This is a genomic window from Pseudoxanthomonas sp. X-1 (assembly GCF_020042665.1).
GTDB lineage: Bacteria > Pseudomonadota > Gammaproteobacteria > Xanthomonadales > Xanthomonadaceae > Pseudoxanthomonas_A > Pseudoxanthomonas_A spadix_A.
On the sequence record NZ_CP083376.1, the window covers coordinates 3,684,136 to 3,698,843 of the forward strand.

Annotated in this window: 13 protein-coding genes; all 13 read right to left on the minus strand. The window is 71.0% G+C overall.

All coding sequences use genetic code 11. The annotated features are described in order from the left end of the window. Window positions 1–130: 130 nt before the first annotated feature. On the minus strand, window positions 131–1,366 hold the full coding sequence (gene ftsA / locus LAJ50_RS16610; protein WP_130515479.1) for a cell division protein FtsA: 1,236 nt from the start codon (window positions 1,364–1,366) through the stop codon (window positions 131–133). Further along, window positions 1,363–2,256 carry a cell division protein FtsQ/DivIB gene (locus tag LAJ50_RS16615; RefSeq protein ID WP_138653480.1) on the minus strand — a complete coding sequence of 298 codons (894 nt, stop codon included), beginning with the start codon at window positions 2,254–2,256 and terminating at the stop codon, window positions 1,363–1,365. Before LAJ50_RS16615 ends, ftsA begins: the two co-directional genes overlap by 4 nt. 115 nt (window positions 2,257–2,371) lie before the next feature. Continuing rightward, window positions 2,372–3,331, minus strand: a complete 960-nt coding sequence (locus tag LAJ50_RS16620; protein ID WP_130550198.1) for a D-alanine--D-alanine ligase — start codon at window positions 3,329–3,331, stop codon at window positions 2,372–2,374. After that, on the minus strand, window positions 3,328–4,779 hold the full coding sequence (gene murC, locus LAJ50_RS16625; protein ID WP_130550199.1) for a UDP-N-acetylmuramate--L-alanine ligase: 1,452 nt from the start codon (window positions 4,777–4,779) through the stop codon (window positions 3,328–3,330). The genes LAJ50_RS16620 and murC overlap by 4 nt, the downstream gene beginning before the upstream one ends. After that, on the minus strand, window positions 4,776–5,849 hold the full coding sequence (murG, locus tag LAJ50_RS16630) for an undecaprenyldiphospho-muramoylpentapeptide beta-N-acetylglucosaminyltransferase (RefSeq protein ID WP_138653482.1): 1,074 nt from the start codon (window positions 5,847–5,849) through the stop codon (window positions 4,776–4,778). The genes murC and murG overlap by 4 nt, the downstream gene beginning before the upstream one ends. Then, the gene (ftsW, locus tag LAJ50_RS16635) at window positions 5,846–7,147 is read right to left on the minus strand and encodes a putative lipid II flippase FtsW (protein WP_138653484.1); all 1,302 of its coding nucleotides are present in this window, start codon (window positions 7,145–7,147) and stop codon (window positions 5,846–5,848) included. The genes murG and ftsW overlap by 4 nt, the downstream gene beginning before the upstream one ends. Further along, complete coding sequence (gene mraY / locus LAJ50_RS16640; RefSeq protein WP_130550202.1) at window positions 7,147–8,232, minus strand: phospho-N-acetylmuramoyl-pentapeptide-transferase; 1,086 nt, start codon at window positions 8,230–8,232, stop codon at window positions 7,147–7,149. Before mraY ends, ftsW begins: the two co-directional genes overlap by 1 nt. Continuing rightward, complete coding sequence (gene murF, locus LAJ50_RS16645) at window positions 8,222–9,634, minus strand: UDP-N-acetylmuramoyl-tripeptide--D-alanyl-D-alanine ligase (protein ID WP_138653486.1); 1,413 nt, start codon at window positions 9,632–9,634, stop codon at window positions 8,222–8,224. Before murF ends, mraY begins: the two co-directional genes overlap by 11 nt. Beyond that, the gene (locus LAJ50_RS16650) at window positions 9,631–11,151 is read right to left on the minus strand and encodes a UDP-N-acetylmuramoyl-L-alanyl-D-glutamate--2,6-diaminopimelate ligase (protein WP_130550204.1); all 1,521 of its coding nucleotides are present in this window, start codon (window positions 11,149–11,151) and stop codon (window positions 9,631–9,633) included. The genes murF and LAJ50_RS16650 overlap by 4 nt, the downstream gene beginning before the upstream one ends. Further along, on the minus strand, window positions 11,148–13,040 hold the full coding sequence (locus tag LAJ50_RS16655) for a penicillin-binding protein 2 (RefSeq protein WP_130550205.1): 1,893 nt from the start codon (window positions 13,038–13,040) through the stop codon (window positions 11,148–11,150). The genes LAJ50_RS16650 and LAJ50_RS16655 overlap by 4 nt, the downstream gene beginning before the upstream one ends. Further along, window positions 13,037–13,300, minus strand: a complete 264-nt coding sequence (gene ftsL / locus LAJ50_RS16660) for a cell division protein FtsL (RefSeq protein ID WP_130515460.1) — start codon at window positions 13,298–13,300, stop codon at window positions 13,037–13,039. Before ftsL ends, LAJ50_RS16655 begins: the two co-directional genes overlap by 4 nt. Then, window positions 13,297–14,235 carry a 16S rRNA (cytosine(1402)-N(4))-methyltransferase RsmH gene (gene rsmH, locus LAJ50_RS16665; RefSeq protein ID WP_130550206.1) on the minus strand — a complete coding sequence of 313 codons (939 nt, stop codon included), beginning with the start codon at window positions 14,233–14,235 and terminating at the stop codon, window positions 13,297–13,299. Before rsmH ends, ftsL begins: the two co-directional genes overlap by 4 nt. Before the next feature lie 14 nt (window positions 14,236–14,249). Next, window positions 14,250–14,696 (minus strand): division/cell wall cluster transcriptional repressor MraZ, encoded by a 447-nt coding sequence (gene mraZ / locus LAJ50_RS16670; protein WP_130515456.1) that lies wholly within the window; start codon window positions 14,694–14,696, stop codon window positions 14,250–14,252. Between the last annotated feature and the right edge of the window lie 12 nt (window positions 14,697–14,708).

Genomic DNA, 14,708 nt, shown 5'->3' on the forward strand with positions numbered 1-14,708 from the left:
TCCGTTGTCCTCATCTTTGTGTGGGTATGTCTTTTGAATACAGCTGGGTGACGCTCAAATCCCGTTGTCCCTGCCCTCGCCTCACGCCGGCGCGCCCTCGCGTCGGCGTCGTGCCTCTTGCCGCGTCGAATCAGAATTCGCCGCGGTACCAGTTCTGCAGTTTCTTGAACAGGCTGCCGGCCTTGCCCGTGGGCAGCGACGGCCGGCGCGGATGCTCGATCTGGCTGCCCATCAGCAGCAGGCCCACGCCGGTGGCGTGGACCGGGTTGCCGACCACTTCGCCCAGGCCGGTGACGTGCTGGGGGATGCCGATGCGCACCGGCATCTGCAGCATCTCCTCGGCCAGCTCGACCACGCCTTCCATCTTCGAGGCACCGCCGGTGAGCACCATGCCGGCGCGCACCAGCTCCTCGAAGCCGGAGCGGCGCAGCTCGGCCTGGACCATCTCGAAGATCTCCTCGTAGCGGCCCTGCACCGCCTGCGCCAGCGAATGGCGCGGCATGCGCCGCGGCGGACGATCGCCCACGGACGGCACCTGGATCGACTCCTCGGCGGTGGCCAGCTGGGCCAGCGCGCAGGCGTAGCGCACCTTGATCTGCTCGGCTTCCGGGGTCGGCGTGCGCAGCATGTGCGCGATGTCGTTGGTGACGTGGTCGCCGGCGATCGGCAGCGAGGCGGTGTGGCAGATCGCGCCGTGCACGAACACCGCCAGGTCGGTGGTGCCGGCGCCCATGTCGACCAGGACCACGCCCAGCTCGCGCTCGTCGGCGGTGAGCACCGCCACCGATGAGCCCAGCGAGGACAGGATCAGGTCGTCGATCTGCAGGCCGCAGCGCTGCACGCACTTGGAGATGTTGGCCGCGGCCGACTGCGCACAGACCACCAGGTGCGCGTCCACTTCCAGGCGCACGCCGGTCATGCCGACCGGATTGCGGATGCCTTCCTGCGAGTTGTCCAGCTTGTACTCGCGCGGAATGGCATGAAGGATCTTCTGGTCGGCCGGGATGGCCACGGCCTTGGCGGCGTCGAGCACGCGGTCCAGGTCGGCCCAGGTCACCTCGCCGTCGCGGATTGGCACGATGCCGGGCGAGTTCTTGCACTGCACGTGGGCGCCGGAGATCGAGGCGTAGACGCTGCGGATCTCGCAACCGGCCATCAGCTCGGCTTCCTCCACCGCGCGCTGGATCGACTGCACGGTCGATTCGATATCGACCACCACGCCGCGCTTGAGCCCGCGCGACTCATGGCTGCCGATGCCGATCACCTCGATCGGGTTGCCCGGGGAATATTCGCCGACCAGCGCGGTCACCTTGGAGGTGCCGATGTCCAGTCCGACGATCAGGGATTTGTCGCCCTTGCGGTTCATGAGGTTGTACTGGGAAGAGGATTGAAAGCGGAGGTCGGGGCCAGCAGCGCGCGCATGCGCTGGATCGATGCCGGCAGGCGCAGGGCGAACGTCCTTGCATCGCGCACAGCGCGCATGGCCTGGGCATCCACGGCAGGCGGCAGCGGACTGGCCGGAGGGGTTGCGCCCGCGTCCCTGCTTGCCGGGCCCGGGGCCCTGTCGGCGCCCCAGGTCAGGGCGAAGCCGTTGGTGTAGCGCAGGTCCACGCTGGCCAGCTGGCGCGGGTCGCCGAGCAGGCGCGGCAGCAGGCGCACGAAGCGCTGCAGGCGCGGACGGGCGTCGGCGCGACCGATCACCACATTCAGGCCATTGCCGAGGGTCAGCGACCAGCTGCCGCGCGCGTCCATCGCCAGCGCGTCCACCTTCAGCCCCAGCGGCGCGAACAGCTGGGTCGACTCGTTGTACAGGGACACCACCTCGGCCACCTGGCTCTCCGGACCGCCGAGCTGCGGCAGCGCGCTGGCGTCGACGTTCCTGGGCAGCGGGAACAGCGCGCCGTCCACCGATAGCAGCTTGTCGCTGCCCCAGCGGGCGAACGGCTTGTGCTCGATCACGGTCACTTCCAGCACGTCCGGCCAGCGCTTGCGCACCTGCGCGCGCTCGACCCAGGGCAGCCGCTCGACCGCGCGCTGCGCATCGCTCAGTTGCACGGCGAAGTAGCCGCGTGCCGCATACGGCAGCACCACCGCGCGCAGCTGCGCCGGATCGACGCGGTGCAGCTCGCCGCCGACGCGCAGCCGCTTCAGCGGCCAGCGTTCGGCGCCGATCCAGCCGTTGAACACGGCCACGACCGGTAGGGCGACCAGCGCCAGCGCCAGGATCCAGGTCAGCACGCGCAGGGCGTTGCTCATGGGCGCGCTCCGCGCGCGGGATTCGGGATTCGGGATTGGGGATGGGAAACGGCCGCGGCGACGCATGCGGCGCCGCTGTCGACCCATCCCCAATCCCGAATCCCGAATCCCGGCTTCATACCGTCTGCTCCAGGATCCGCCAGCACAGGTCCTCGAACCCCAGCCCGGCCTGGCGCGCGGCCTTGGGCACCAGCGAGTGGCTGGTCATGCCCGGCGCGGTGTTGACCTCCAGCAGGAACAGCGCGCCGCTGGCGGCGTCGCGCATGACGTCCACGCGGCCCCAGCCGCCGCAGCCGGCGGCGTTGAAGGCGGCCAGCGCGATGCGCCGGATCTCGTCCTCGGCCTGTCCCTCCAGACCGGGGCACAGGTACTGGGTGTCCTCAGCGATGTACTTGGCGTTGTAGTCGTACCAGGCGCCCTTGGGCACGATGCGGATCGAGGGCAGCGCGGTCTGGCCGAGGATGCCGACGGTCAGCTCGTCGCCGACCACCAGCTGCTCCATGAGCAGCTCACCGTCGTAGCGCGCGGCCAGCGCCACCGCCTCGTCCAGCTGCGCGTCCTCGAACACGCGGGTGACGCCGACGCTGGAGCCTTCGTTGGCGGGCTTGACGATCACCGGCAGGCCCAGCTCCGCGGCCGCGGCGTGCACGGCGGCCGCATCGGCCGTCGCCGCAAGGCGCACGTAGCGCGGGGTCGGCAGACCCAGCGACAGCCACACCTGCTTGGTGCGCACCTTGTCCATGCTCAACGCCGAGCCGAGCACGTCCGAGCCGGTGTAGGGCACGCCGAAGGCGGTCATCAGCCCCTGGACCACGCCGTCCTCACCGCCGCCGTTGTGGCCGTGCAGGACGTTGAACACTCGATCGCAGCCCCCCTGCGCCAGCAGCGCGGCCAGCGCGGGGATGCCGTCGACCGCGAACGCATCCACGCCGCGCGCGGTGAGCGCCTCGAGCACGTTGGCGCCGGAGTTCAGCGACACCTCGCGCTCGCTGGAGGTGCCGCCCATCAGCACCGCGACGCGACCGAATGCGGCCGCATCCGAGATGCGCGAGGACGGAAGCGAGGTCGCGCTCATGCCTGGCCTCCCGGGGCGAAGCCCTGCGCGGCGATCTGCTGGGCGACCGCGCCGATGTCGCCGGCGCCCATCATCAGCAGCAGGTCGCCATCGGTCAGCACGTCGGGCAGCACGGTGGCCAGGTCGGCCACGCGGCTGACCACCACCGGCTCGTTGCGGCCGCGCGCGCGGATGGCGCGCGCCAGCGACTTGGCGTCGGCCCCGGCGATCGGCGCCTCGCCGGCCGGATAGACCTCGCTCAGCACCAGTGCATCGACCTCGCTCAGCACCGCGGCGAAGGCGTCGAACTGATCGCGGGTGCGGCTGTAGCGGTGCGGCTGGAACGCGACGACCAGACGCTTGTCCGGCCAGCCGCCGCGCGCGGCGGCGAACACCGCGGCCAGTTCCTTCGGATGGTGGCCGTAGTCGTCGATCAGCTGCACGGTCGCGCCGCGCCCGGTGTCGATGGCGCCCAGGTCGTTGAAGCGCCGGCCGATGCCGGAGAAGTTGGCCAGGGCGCGCGCGATCGTGCCCGGCTGCACGCCCAGCTGCCAGCCCACCGCGGCGGCGGCCAGGGCGTTGAGCACGTTGTGCTTGCCCGGCAGCGCCAGGGTCACGCCAACCGAGACGTCCTCGGGCAGGCACAGGGTGAAGCGCATGCGCCCGGCCTCCTGCACCACGTTCTCGGCGCGGATGTCGGCGCCGTCGGACAGGCCGTAGGTCATCACGTGGCGCGGCGTCTCGGCGGCCAGCGCGGCCACTTCCGGATCGTCGACGCACAGCACGGCCAGGCCGTAGAACGGCAGGCGCTGCAGGAATTCGGCGAAGGCCGCCTGCACGCGCGCGAAGTCGTTGCCGTAGTTCTCCAGATGATCGGCATCGATGTTGGTGATGACCGCGATCAGCGGGTTCAGGCGCAGGAAGCTGCCGTCGCTCTCGTCGGCCTCGGCCACCAGCCACTGGCCATCGCCGAGCTTGGCGTTGGCGCCGGCCGAGAGCAGCTGGCCGCCGATGACATAGGTCGGGTCCAGGCCGCCCTCGCTGAGCACCGCGGCGGTGAGCGAGGTGGTGGTGGTCTTGCCGTGCGTGCCGGCCACGGCGATGCCGCGACGGAAGCGCATCAGTTCGGCCAGCATCATCGCGCGCGGCACGATCGGGATGCGCTGGCTGCGCGCCTCCATCAGCTCGGGGTTGTCGGCCTTGATCGCGCTGGAGACGACCACGCAGTCGGTGCCCAGCACGTTGGAGGCGTTGTGGCCGCGCATCACGCGCGCGCCGAGCGAGGCCAGGCGCCGGGTCGCCGCGTTCTCCGAGGCGTCCGAACCGGAGACCTCGTAGCCCAGCGTGCACAGCACCTCGGCGATGCCGCTCATGCCCGAGCCGCCGATGCCGACGAAATGCACGCGGCGAAAGGCCTGGGCCAGGTTGCCGGTGTTCTGCAGCCGGCGTTCACGCGCCGCGGAAATCATGCGGCTTCCTCCAAGATGATGTCTGCGATGCGTTCGGCCGCATCGATGCGGGCCAGCCCGCGCGCGGCGATGGCCATGTCCAGCCGGCGCTGCGGGTCGGCCGAGAGCACGGCCAGCACCCGCTGCAGGTGCACGCTCAAGCTGTCGTCCTGCTTGAGCAGCACGGCGGCGCCGTGTTCGACCAGGTACTGCGCGTTGCGGGTCTGGTGGTCGTCCACCGCCGCGGCGAAGGGCACCAGCACGCTGCCGACGCCGGCGGCGCACAGCTCGGCCAGGGTCGAGGCGCCCGCGCGGCAGACCACCAGGTCGGCCCAGGCATAGGCCTGCGCCATGTCGGCGATGAAGCTCTCCACGCTGGCGCTCACGCCGGCCTGCGCATAGGCCGCGTCGGCCTCGGCGCGCAGCTTCTCGCCGCACTGATGGCGCACCTGCGCGTCCAGCTTCAGCGCGGCCAGCGCCTGCGGCACGGCGGTGTTGAGCGCGCGCGCGCCCTGGCTGCCGCCCAGCACCAGCAGGCGCAGCGGGCCTTCGCGACCGACCAGGCGCTCGCGCGGCGGGGCGATGGCGGCGATCTCCTCGCGCACCGGGTTGCCGACGGCTTCCTCGCGCACGGCGAAGCTGCCGGGGAAGCCGGTCAGCACGCGCCGCGCCACCTTGGACAGCAGCTTGTTGGTCATGCCCGGCGCGCGGTTCTGTTCGTGCACCAGCAGCGGCCGGCCCTGCAGCCGGGCGGCCACGCCGCCCGGGCCGGCCGCATAGCCGCCGAAACTGATCACCGCGCGCGGCGCGCGCCGGCGCAGCACACCGGCGGCGGCCATGACCGCCGCGGCGATGCGCAGGGGCGCGCCGAACAGCGCCGCCGCGCCCTTGCCGCGCAGGCCCTTGACCGCGATGGTGTCCAGCGCGATGTCGTGCTGCGGCACCAGGCGCGTCTCCATCTGCCCGTCGGCGCCCAGCCAGGTGACCGGCACGCCGCGCGCACGCAGCACCTTGGCCACGGCCAGCGCGGGGAAAATGTGGCCGCCGGTGCCGCCGGCCAGGATCATCACGGGGGCGTTGCCTGCCGTCATCCGATGCGCTCGAAGGTGGGTTCGATGCGCTGCGGGCGCGCGTTGCCGCGCGCGGCGGCCTTGGCCGGTGCCGGCGCCTCGGGTTCGGCGTCGCGCGCGGGCCTGGAGGCCGGCGTCTTGGGATCGGCGACGACCACGGTCTCACCGCGGGTCAGGGCGATGTGCTTCTCGGCGCGGCTGAGTTCGTAGGACACGCGCAGCAGCAGGCCCATCGCCGCGCAGGTCATCAGCACCGACGAACCACCGGAGGAGATCAGCGGCAGGGTCAGGCCCTTGGTCGGCAGCAGGCCCAGGTTGACGCCGATCGAAACGAAGGCCTGCATGCCGATCCACAGCGCGATGCCGAAGGCGATGTAGCCGGCGAAATGGCGGTTGCGGCCCACGCAGCGGTAGCCGACGTACAGCGCGCGGCCGACCAGCAGCGCGTACAGGCCGATGATGGCGCACACGCCGAGGAAGCCGAGCTCCTCGCCGATCACCGAGAAGATGAAGTCGGTATGCGCCTCGGGCAGGTAGTTGAGCTTCTGCACCGAGCTGCCCAGGCCCACGCCGGTCCATTCGCCGCGGCCGATGGCCATCAGCGCGTTGGACAGCTGGTAGCCCGAGCCCAGCTGGTCCTTCCACGGATCCAGGAAGGAGGTCACGCGGCGCATGCGGTAGGGCTCGAACACCACCAGCGCCACCAGCGCCGGCAGCAGCGCCAGCACCGGCATGGTCATGCGCGGCAGGTTGGCGCCGCCCAGGATCAGCATGCCGGCGGTGATGCCCAGCAGCAGCGTGGACGAGCCGAAGTCCGGCTGCAGCAGCAGCAGCGCGATCAGCACCAGCACCACGCCAATGGCCTTGATCAGCGCGCCCCAGGTCGCGTTGACCTCGTCGCGGAAGCGCACCAGGTAGCTGGCGAGCCAGACGATGTAGAGCACCTTGACCGCCTCGACCGTCTGGAAGCGGGTGAACCCCAGGTTGATCCAGCGCCGCGCGCCGTTGACCGTGCTGCCCAGCCCCGGCACGAACACCACCACCAGCAGCGCGAAGCAGCCCAGCAGCAGCAGCTGGTTGTACTTCTCGATGGACTTGAGCTCCATGCGCATGGCGGTGATGGCCAGGCCCACGCCCAGCGCCAGGAACACCACGTGGCGGCTCAGGTAGTAGTACGGCGTGGCCGCCATGGCGATCGAGGCCGAAGCCACCATCACCACGCCGATCGCCGCCAGCGCCGCGGCGGCCGCCACCAGCCAGAAGTCGTACTGGCCCCCGATCGATTCCAGGCGCATGGCCTGCTTGCGGAAGTCGTTCATCAGCGCACCTTCAACGTGGCCAGGCCGACAAGGACCAGGATCACCGAGATGATCCAGAACCGGACGATGACGCGCGGCTCGGGCCAGCCCTTGAGTTCGAAGTGGTGATGGATGGGCGCCATGCGGAACACGCGCTTGCCGGTGAGCTTGAAGCTGGCGACCTGGATCATCACCGAGAGCGTCTCGACGACGAAGATGCCGCCCATCACCACCAGCACCAGTTCCTGGCGCACGATCACCGCGATGGTGCCGAGCACCGCACCGAGCGCAAGCGCGCCGATGTCGCCCATGAACACCATCGCCGGGTAGGTGTTGAACCACAGAAAGCCCAGGCCCGCGCCGGCGATGGCCGCGCAGATGATGACCAGTTCGCCCGCGCCCGGGACCTGCGGGATCTGCAGGTAGTTGGAGAACACCACGTTGCCCGAGGCGTAGGCGAACACCGCCAGCGCGCAGGCCACCAGCACGGTCGGCATGATCGCCAGCCCGTCCAGGCCGTCGGTGAGGTTGACCGCGTTGGAGAAGCCCACGATCCAGAAGTAGGCGATGGTGACGAAGCCCACCCCGGCCAGCGGCAGCGCCACGGCCTTGAACAGCGGGATGTAGAACGTGGTCGCCGCCGCCACGTCGGCGGTGTGCCACAGGAAGATGCCCGCGGCCAGGCCGAAGATCGACTGCAGCAGGTATTTCCAGCGCGACTTCAGGCCGTTGGGATCGCGGCGCACGATCTTGATCCAGTCGTCGTACCAGCCGATCGCGCCGAAGGCCACCATCACCGCCAGCACCAGCCACACGTACCGGTTGCGCAGGTCGCCCCACAGCAGCGTGGCCATCAGCACGGTCATCAGGATCAGCGCGCCGCCCATGGTCGGCGTGCCGGCCTTGGAGAAATGCGTCTGCGGGCCGTCGCTGCGGATCGGCTGGCCGCCCTTGAACTGCGCCAGCCGGCGGATCACTGCCGGACCCATCCACAGCGACAGGAACAGCGCGGTCAACGCCGCCAGGATCGCGCGCAGGGTCAGGTAGTTGAAGATCGCGAAGACCGAGTCCAGTTGCCTCAGCCAGCGGGCCAGTTCAAGCAGCATGCGCGGTGCCTCCCGTGGATTGCGCGGGCGCGGCGGGAAGCAGCGCGGTGACGATGCGGTCCATCGCGCTGCCGCGCGAGCCTTTGACCAGGATCACGGGACGCGAGGCCGGCGAAGCGGGACCGGACGCGGACGCGTCCAGCTCCGCGGCCAGCGCCTCGGCCAGCGCGGCGTGCGTGTCGAACACGCGCGCGCCCTCGCCGAAGGCCGCGGCGGCGTGGGCGCTCAGTTCGCCCAGCGCGTACAGGCGGGCGATGCCGGCCTGCCTGGCCTGGGCGCCGGCGGCGGCGTGCAGCGCCGCGCCTTCCGGGCCGAGTTCACGCATGTCGCCCAGCACCAGCCAGCCGTTTCTGGTGGTGGCGGCCAGCGTGTCGATCGCGGCGGCCAGCGAACCGGGGTTGGCGTTGTAGCTGTCGTCGATGAGCATCGCGCCCGAGGGCAGCGTATGCGAGACCTGGCGGCCGGCGACCGGGCGCGCGGCCTGCAGGCCTTCGACGATGGTGGCCAGCGCCACGCCGCAGCCCAGCGCCAGGCCGGTGGCGGCCAGGGCGTTGCGCACGTTGTGGCGGCCCGGCAGCGGCAGGCGCACCTGCGCTTCGCCCTGCGGGGTGATCAGGGTGAAGCGCGAGCCTTCGGCGTCGGTGACGATGTCGCGCGCGCGGATCTCGGCGCTGCCTTCCAGGCCGAAGCGCAGCACGCGCCGGCCCGAGGCCAGCCCGGCGAAGTATTCGACGAAGGCATCGTCGGCGTTGATCACCGCCACGCCCGTGTCGGGCAGCGCGCTGTAGATCGCGCCCTTGGTCCGGGCGACGCCGAGCAGGCTGCCCATGCGTTCCAGATGCGCGGGGGCGATGTTGTTGACCAGCGACACGTCGGGGCGGGCGATGTCGGTCAGGTAGGCGATGTCGCCCGGCTTGCCGGCGCCCATCTCGTAGACGGCGTACTCGGCCGCGTCCGGGGCCTCGATCACCGCCAGCGGCAGGCCGATCTCGTTGTTGCGGTTGCCCGGCGTCGACCAGGTCTGGCCGGCGCGCTCGAGGATGGCCAGCACCAGCGCCTTGACGCTGGTCTTGCCGTTGCTGCCGGTGATGGCCACCACCTTGCCCGCGCGATCGCGCTGCAGGCCGGCGGCGAGGCGCGCCAGCGCCTGCTGCGTGTCGGCCACCACCACCTGCGGCAGCGCGCTGTCCACGGCGTGATCCACCAGCAGGGCGCCGGCGCCCTGCGCGGCGGCCTGGGCGATGAAGTCGTGGCCGTCGAAGCGTTCACCGCGCAGGGCCACGTACAGGCTGCCCGGGCGCAGCGCGCGGGTGTCGTTGGACACCGCGGCCACGGTGACGTCCTCGCCGTGCAGCTCGCCACCGGCCAGGTGCGCGATCAGCGACAGGGGCAGGCGGTTCATCGCCGCGCCTCCAGGTCCTGGTCCAGGGCCATGCGGCCCTCCAGCGCGGCGCGCGCCTGCACGGTGTCGTCGAAGGGATGCCTGACGCCGTGGATTTCCTGGTAGGGCTCATGCCCCTTGCCGGCGATCAGCACGATGTCGCCGGCCTGTGCCTGGCCCACGGCCTGGGCGATGGCGCGCGCGCGATCGCGCTGCACCTCGAAGGTCGCGCCCTGCGGGTCGAAGCCGGCGATGATGTCGGCGACGATGGCATCGCCATCCTCGCTGCGCGGATTGTCGTCGGTGACGATCACCGCATCGGCGTGTTCCTGCGCGATGCGCGCCATCTGCGGCCGCTTGCCGCGATCACGGTCGCCGCCGCAGCCGAACACGCAGATCAGGCGCCCTTCGAGGTGGCCGCGCAGGCTGGTCAAGGCCTGCTGCAGCGCGTCCGGGGTGTGCGCGTAATCGATCACCACCAGCGGCTGACCATCGACGCCGCCAAGGCGGTTCATGCGGCCATGGATCGGCTGCAGCTGCGCCAGCACCTGGGCGATGCGCGCTGGCGCGACATCGGTGGCATGCAGCACGCCGGCCACCGCCAGCAGGTTGTCCACGTTGAAGCGGCCCAGCAGCGGCGAGCGCACCGGGTGCACGGCCTCGCCGATCGCCAGCGTGAAGCCGATGCCGGCCGCATCCAGCACGACATCGCGCGCCTGCACGGCGGCCTGCGCCGCGCCAAGCGCGCTGACGCCGACCAGCTGCACCCCGTCGGCCAGCTTGCCCGGCAGGGTCGCGCCGAAAGCATCGTCCAGGTTAACCACCGCGGCCCGCAGGCCGGCGCGCTGGAACAGCCGCGCCTTGGCCGCGCCATAGCCTTCCATGGTGCCGTGGTAGTCCAGATGATCGCGGGTGAGGTTGGTGAACACCGCCACGTCGAAGGCGACCGCGTCCACGCGGGTCTGCACCAGCGCGTGCGAACTGACTTCCATCGCCACCGCCTGCGCGCCGGCCTCGTGCAGCTGCGCCAGCAGCGCGTGGGTCTGCAGCACCAGCGGCGTGGTGAACCCGGTCGGCTGCACCTGCCCGTACAGTCCGGCGCCGAGCGTGCCGATGCTGCCGCCGGTGACGCCGAGCAGTTGCCAGGCCTGGCCGAGCAGCTGCACGAAGGAGGTCTTGCCGTTGGTACCGGTCACCCCGACCACGGTCATCTGCCGCGAGGGGTGGCCGTAGAAGGTGTCGGCCATCGTGCCCAGCCGATGACGCAGGCCGGGCACCGCGATCGCATCGGCCGGGGCCGGCAGCGTTTCGGGCGCCGGCGGTTCGAACAGGATCGCCGCCGCACCAGCGGCGCGCGCCTGCTCGACGAAGCCCAGCCCGTGCCAGGTCGAGGGGCTGTTGTCGACCGGCCCGATGGCCACGAAGGCATCGCCCGGCCGCACGCTGCGGCTGTCCTGGGTGAGCCCGTGCACGATCAGGCCCGCCGGGACGGCGGGCACGTCGGGCAGCAGCGCGGACAGGGCCATGGCGCGGCTCATTCCAGGCTCCTGGGCAGCGCCGGCTCGGCCTTGGCCTGGATCGGCGCGGGCAACGGCTTGGGCAGCGCGGCGACGGTCGGCGGACGCTTGGGCGCCTGCGCGGCGCGCTTGGCCTCGTCCTTGGCCTGCGCGGCCAGCCAGCTGTCGATGTCGTCCGGCGGCACGTCCATCAGGCGCAGCGCGTCTTCCATCACGTTGTGGAACACCGGCGCGGACACCAGGCCGCCGTAGTACTTGCCGGCCTGCGGGTCGCGGATCACGGTGACCATGACGAAGCGCGGATTGGTCGCCGGCACCAGCCCGGCGAACAGCGCGGTGTAGTGGCCCGAGGCGTAGCTGCCGCCCGAGGCGATGCGCGCGGTACCGGTCTTGCCGGCCACGTGATAGCCCGGCACGGCCGCATCCTTGGCGCCGCCCTGGGTGACCACGGTCTCCATCATGGCGATGACCTGCTTGGTCACCTCCCGGGGCACGACCTGCACGCTGTTCTCGCTGCGCATGCCCTTGATGAAGGTCGGGGTGACCAGCATGCCGCCGTTGCCGATGGTCGCGTAGGCACGGGCGATCTGCAGCGGCGACACGTTCAGGCCATAGCCGTAGGCCATGGTGGTCTTGGTGGTGCCGTACCAGCCGGGGCTGCCCGGCGAAGGCACCGTGCCGGTGGCCTCGCCCGGGAAGCCGCTATGCGGCTTGCTGCCGTATCCGAAGGCCTTGACCGTGTTGTAGAAGGTCTGGTCCGAAATCTTGTCGGCGATCTTGGCCGCGCCGATGTTGGAGCTGTGCGTGATCACCCCGCCCACGGTCAGCACGCCGTTGTTGCGCGGCACGTCGCGGATGGTGAAGCCGCCCTTGAGCGCCATGTAGCCCGGGTTGGTGTCGATCAGCGTGCTCGGCGTGACCACGCCCGCCGCCAGCGCGGTGGAGATGGTGATGGGCTTCATCGTCGAGCCCGGCTCGACCAGGTCGGTGACCGCGCGGTTGCGGTGCGCGTCCGGCTTGCCCAGATCCTGCGCGTTGGGGTTGAACGTGGGCAGGTTGACCATGGCCAGCACCTCGCCGGTGGCCACGTCCAGGATCACCACCGAGCCGCCGGCGGCCTGGTTGTCGTCGATCGCGCGGCGCAGTTCGCGCGCGGCGATGTACTGGATGCGGCGGTCCACGCTCAGGGTCAGGTCGTTGCCCGGCTGCGCCGGGCGCACCAGGTCGATGTTCTCCACGATGTGGCCGGCCTGGTCGCGGATGACCTTCTTCAGGCCAGGCTTGCCGCGCAGCCAGTCGTCGAAGGCCAGCTCCAGGCCTTCCTGGCCGCGGTCGTCGATGTTGGTGAAGCCCAGGATGTGGGCCATCACCTCGCCCTGCGGGTAGAAGCGCTTGTACTCGCGCTGCGAGTACACGCCGGGCACGCCGTGGGCCAGGATCGCCTTGGCCGCATCGGGGTTGATGCGGCGCTTGAGATACATGAACTCCTTGTCCGCCTTCTGGCTGACGCGGCGGGTCAGGCTCTCCAGCGGCTCGCCCAGCGCCTGGGCCAGCTCGGGCAGGCGGTCGGGCGACTTGAGCAGTTCGCGCGGATCGCACCACACCGACTCCACCGGCGAGGACACGGCCAGCGGCTCGCCGTTGCGGTCGGTGATCATGCCGCGCGAGGTCGGGATGGCCAGTTCGCGGGTGAACCGTGCGTCGCCTTCCTTCTGGTAGAAGTCGCTGTTGATCAGCTGCACGTAGGCGGCGCGGCCGACCAGGCTGACCGAGCACAGCACCAGCGCGCCGCCGACCAGCAGCAGGCGGTTGCGCAGGTCGTAGCGCGCGCGGTTGCGGTTGCGCGGCAGCGCGCCCTTGCGCTCGCCGTTGCGCTTGATCACGCGCTCGATGGCCTCGCGCAGGCTCATGGGCGGATCACCACCACGTCGGCCGATTCGGGCGACTTCATCCCCAGGCGCTCGCGCGCGATGCGCTCGACGCGGTTGCTCTCGCCGACGGTGGCCTGCTCCAGCTGCAGCCGGCCGAACTCGATGTTCAGCTCGTCGCGCGCCTTGTCCAGCTGGTTGAGCTGGACGAACAGCACGCGGTGCTGGTGACGCGCGTATACCACCGCGATGGCGGTGGCGATGTTGGCCACGATCACGACGATGAGCAGCAGGCGGGTCATGCGACCTGCCCCAGCTTCTCGGCCACGCGCAGCACCGCGCTGCGGGCGCGCGGGTTGGTGGCGGTTTCCTCGGCGTCGGCGCGGGCCGCGTCCTGGATGATCTTCAGCGTGGGCGTGAAGTCCTGCGCCACCGGCAGGCGGCGGTTGCCGGCCGGCGCCTTGGCATAGCCGGCGATGAAGCGCTTGACGATGCGGTCTTCCAGCGAATGGAAGCTGATCACCGCCAGCCGGCCGCCGACCTTCAGCCGCGACAGCGCCGCGTCCAGGCCCAGCTCCAGGTCGGCCAGCTCGCGGTTGATGTGGATGCGGATGGCCTGGAAGCTGCGCGTGGCCGGGTGGATCTTGTCCTTGCCGCGCGGCATCACGCTGGCGATCAGCTCGGCCAGCTGCGCGGTGCGGGTCAGCGGGGCCTCGCCGCGGCGCGCGACGATGGCGCGGGCGATGCGCCGGCTCATGCGCTCCTCGCCGTACTGCCACAGCACGTCGGCGATCTCGGGCTCTTCTGCGCGCGCCAGCCACTGCGCGGCGCTCTCGCCCGCGTCAGGATCCATGCGCATGTCCAGCGGACCGTCCTTGCCGAAGGAGAAGCCGCGCTCGGCCACGTCCAGCTGCGGCGAGGACACGCCCAGGTCCAGCAGCACGCCATCCAGGCCGTCGGCCGTGGCGTCCCACTGCGCCAGCTCGGCGAAGCTGCCGCGATAGATCGACACGCGCGCGTCGCCGTCGAACACGGCGTGCGCATGGGCGATCGCGTCTGGGTCCTTGTCCATCAGCAGCAGTCGGCCTCCCGGGCCGAGTCGTTGCAGCACGCCGCGCGCATGGCCGCCGCGGCCGAGCGTGCCGTCCAGATACGTTCCGTCCACCTTCACCCGCAGCCCTTCCATGCACTGGGCGAACATCACCGGGAGGTGGCCGGGCTGCGCGTCGGGGCGCATCCGGGCACCTGCCGTCACAGCCTGAGCTCGAGCAGCTCCTCGCCCAGATCCTCGTCAGACAGGGTCTGCTGGATCTGCGCGCGGTGCGCCTGCTCGCTCCATAGTTCGAACTTGTCGCCCATGCCCAACAGCACGGCCTTCTTCTCGATGCCGACCGCGGCGCGATGGCTCGGCGGCACGGTCACCCGGCCATTGCCGTCCAGCTCGAGGAACGCGGCCGAACCCACCAGCTTCTGCTGCAGGGTGCGCACGGTGCGCTTGGTGTTGGGCATGGCCATCACCTCGTCGCGCACGCGCTCCCAGGCCGTGGCGTCGTACAGCCACAGGCAGCCGGCCTCGAAGGGGTTGTAGGTGAGCACCAGGCGGTTGCCGCACGCGCGCGCGACCTGGTCGCGGTAGGCGGTGGGAACCGCCAACCTGCCCTTGTCGTCCACTGTGATGGCGGTTTCGCCCTGGAACACGTCCCCTCTACC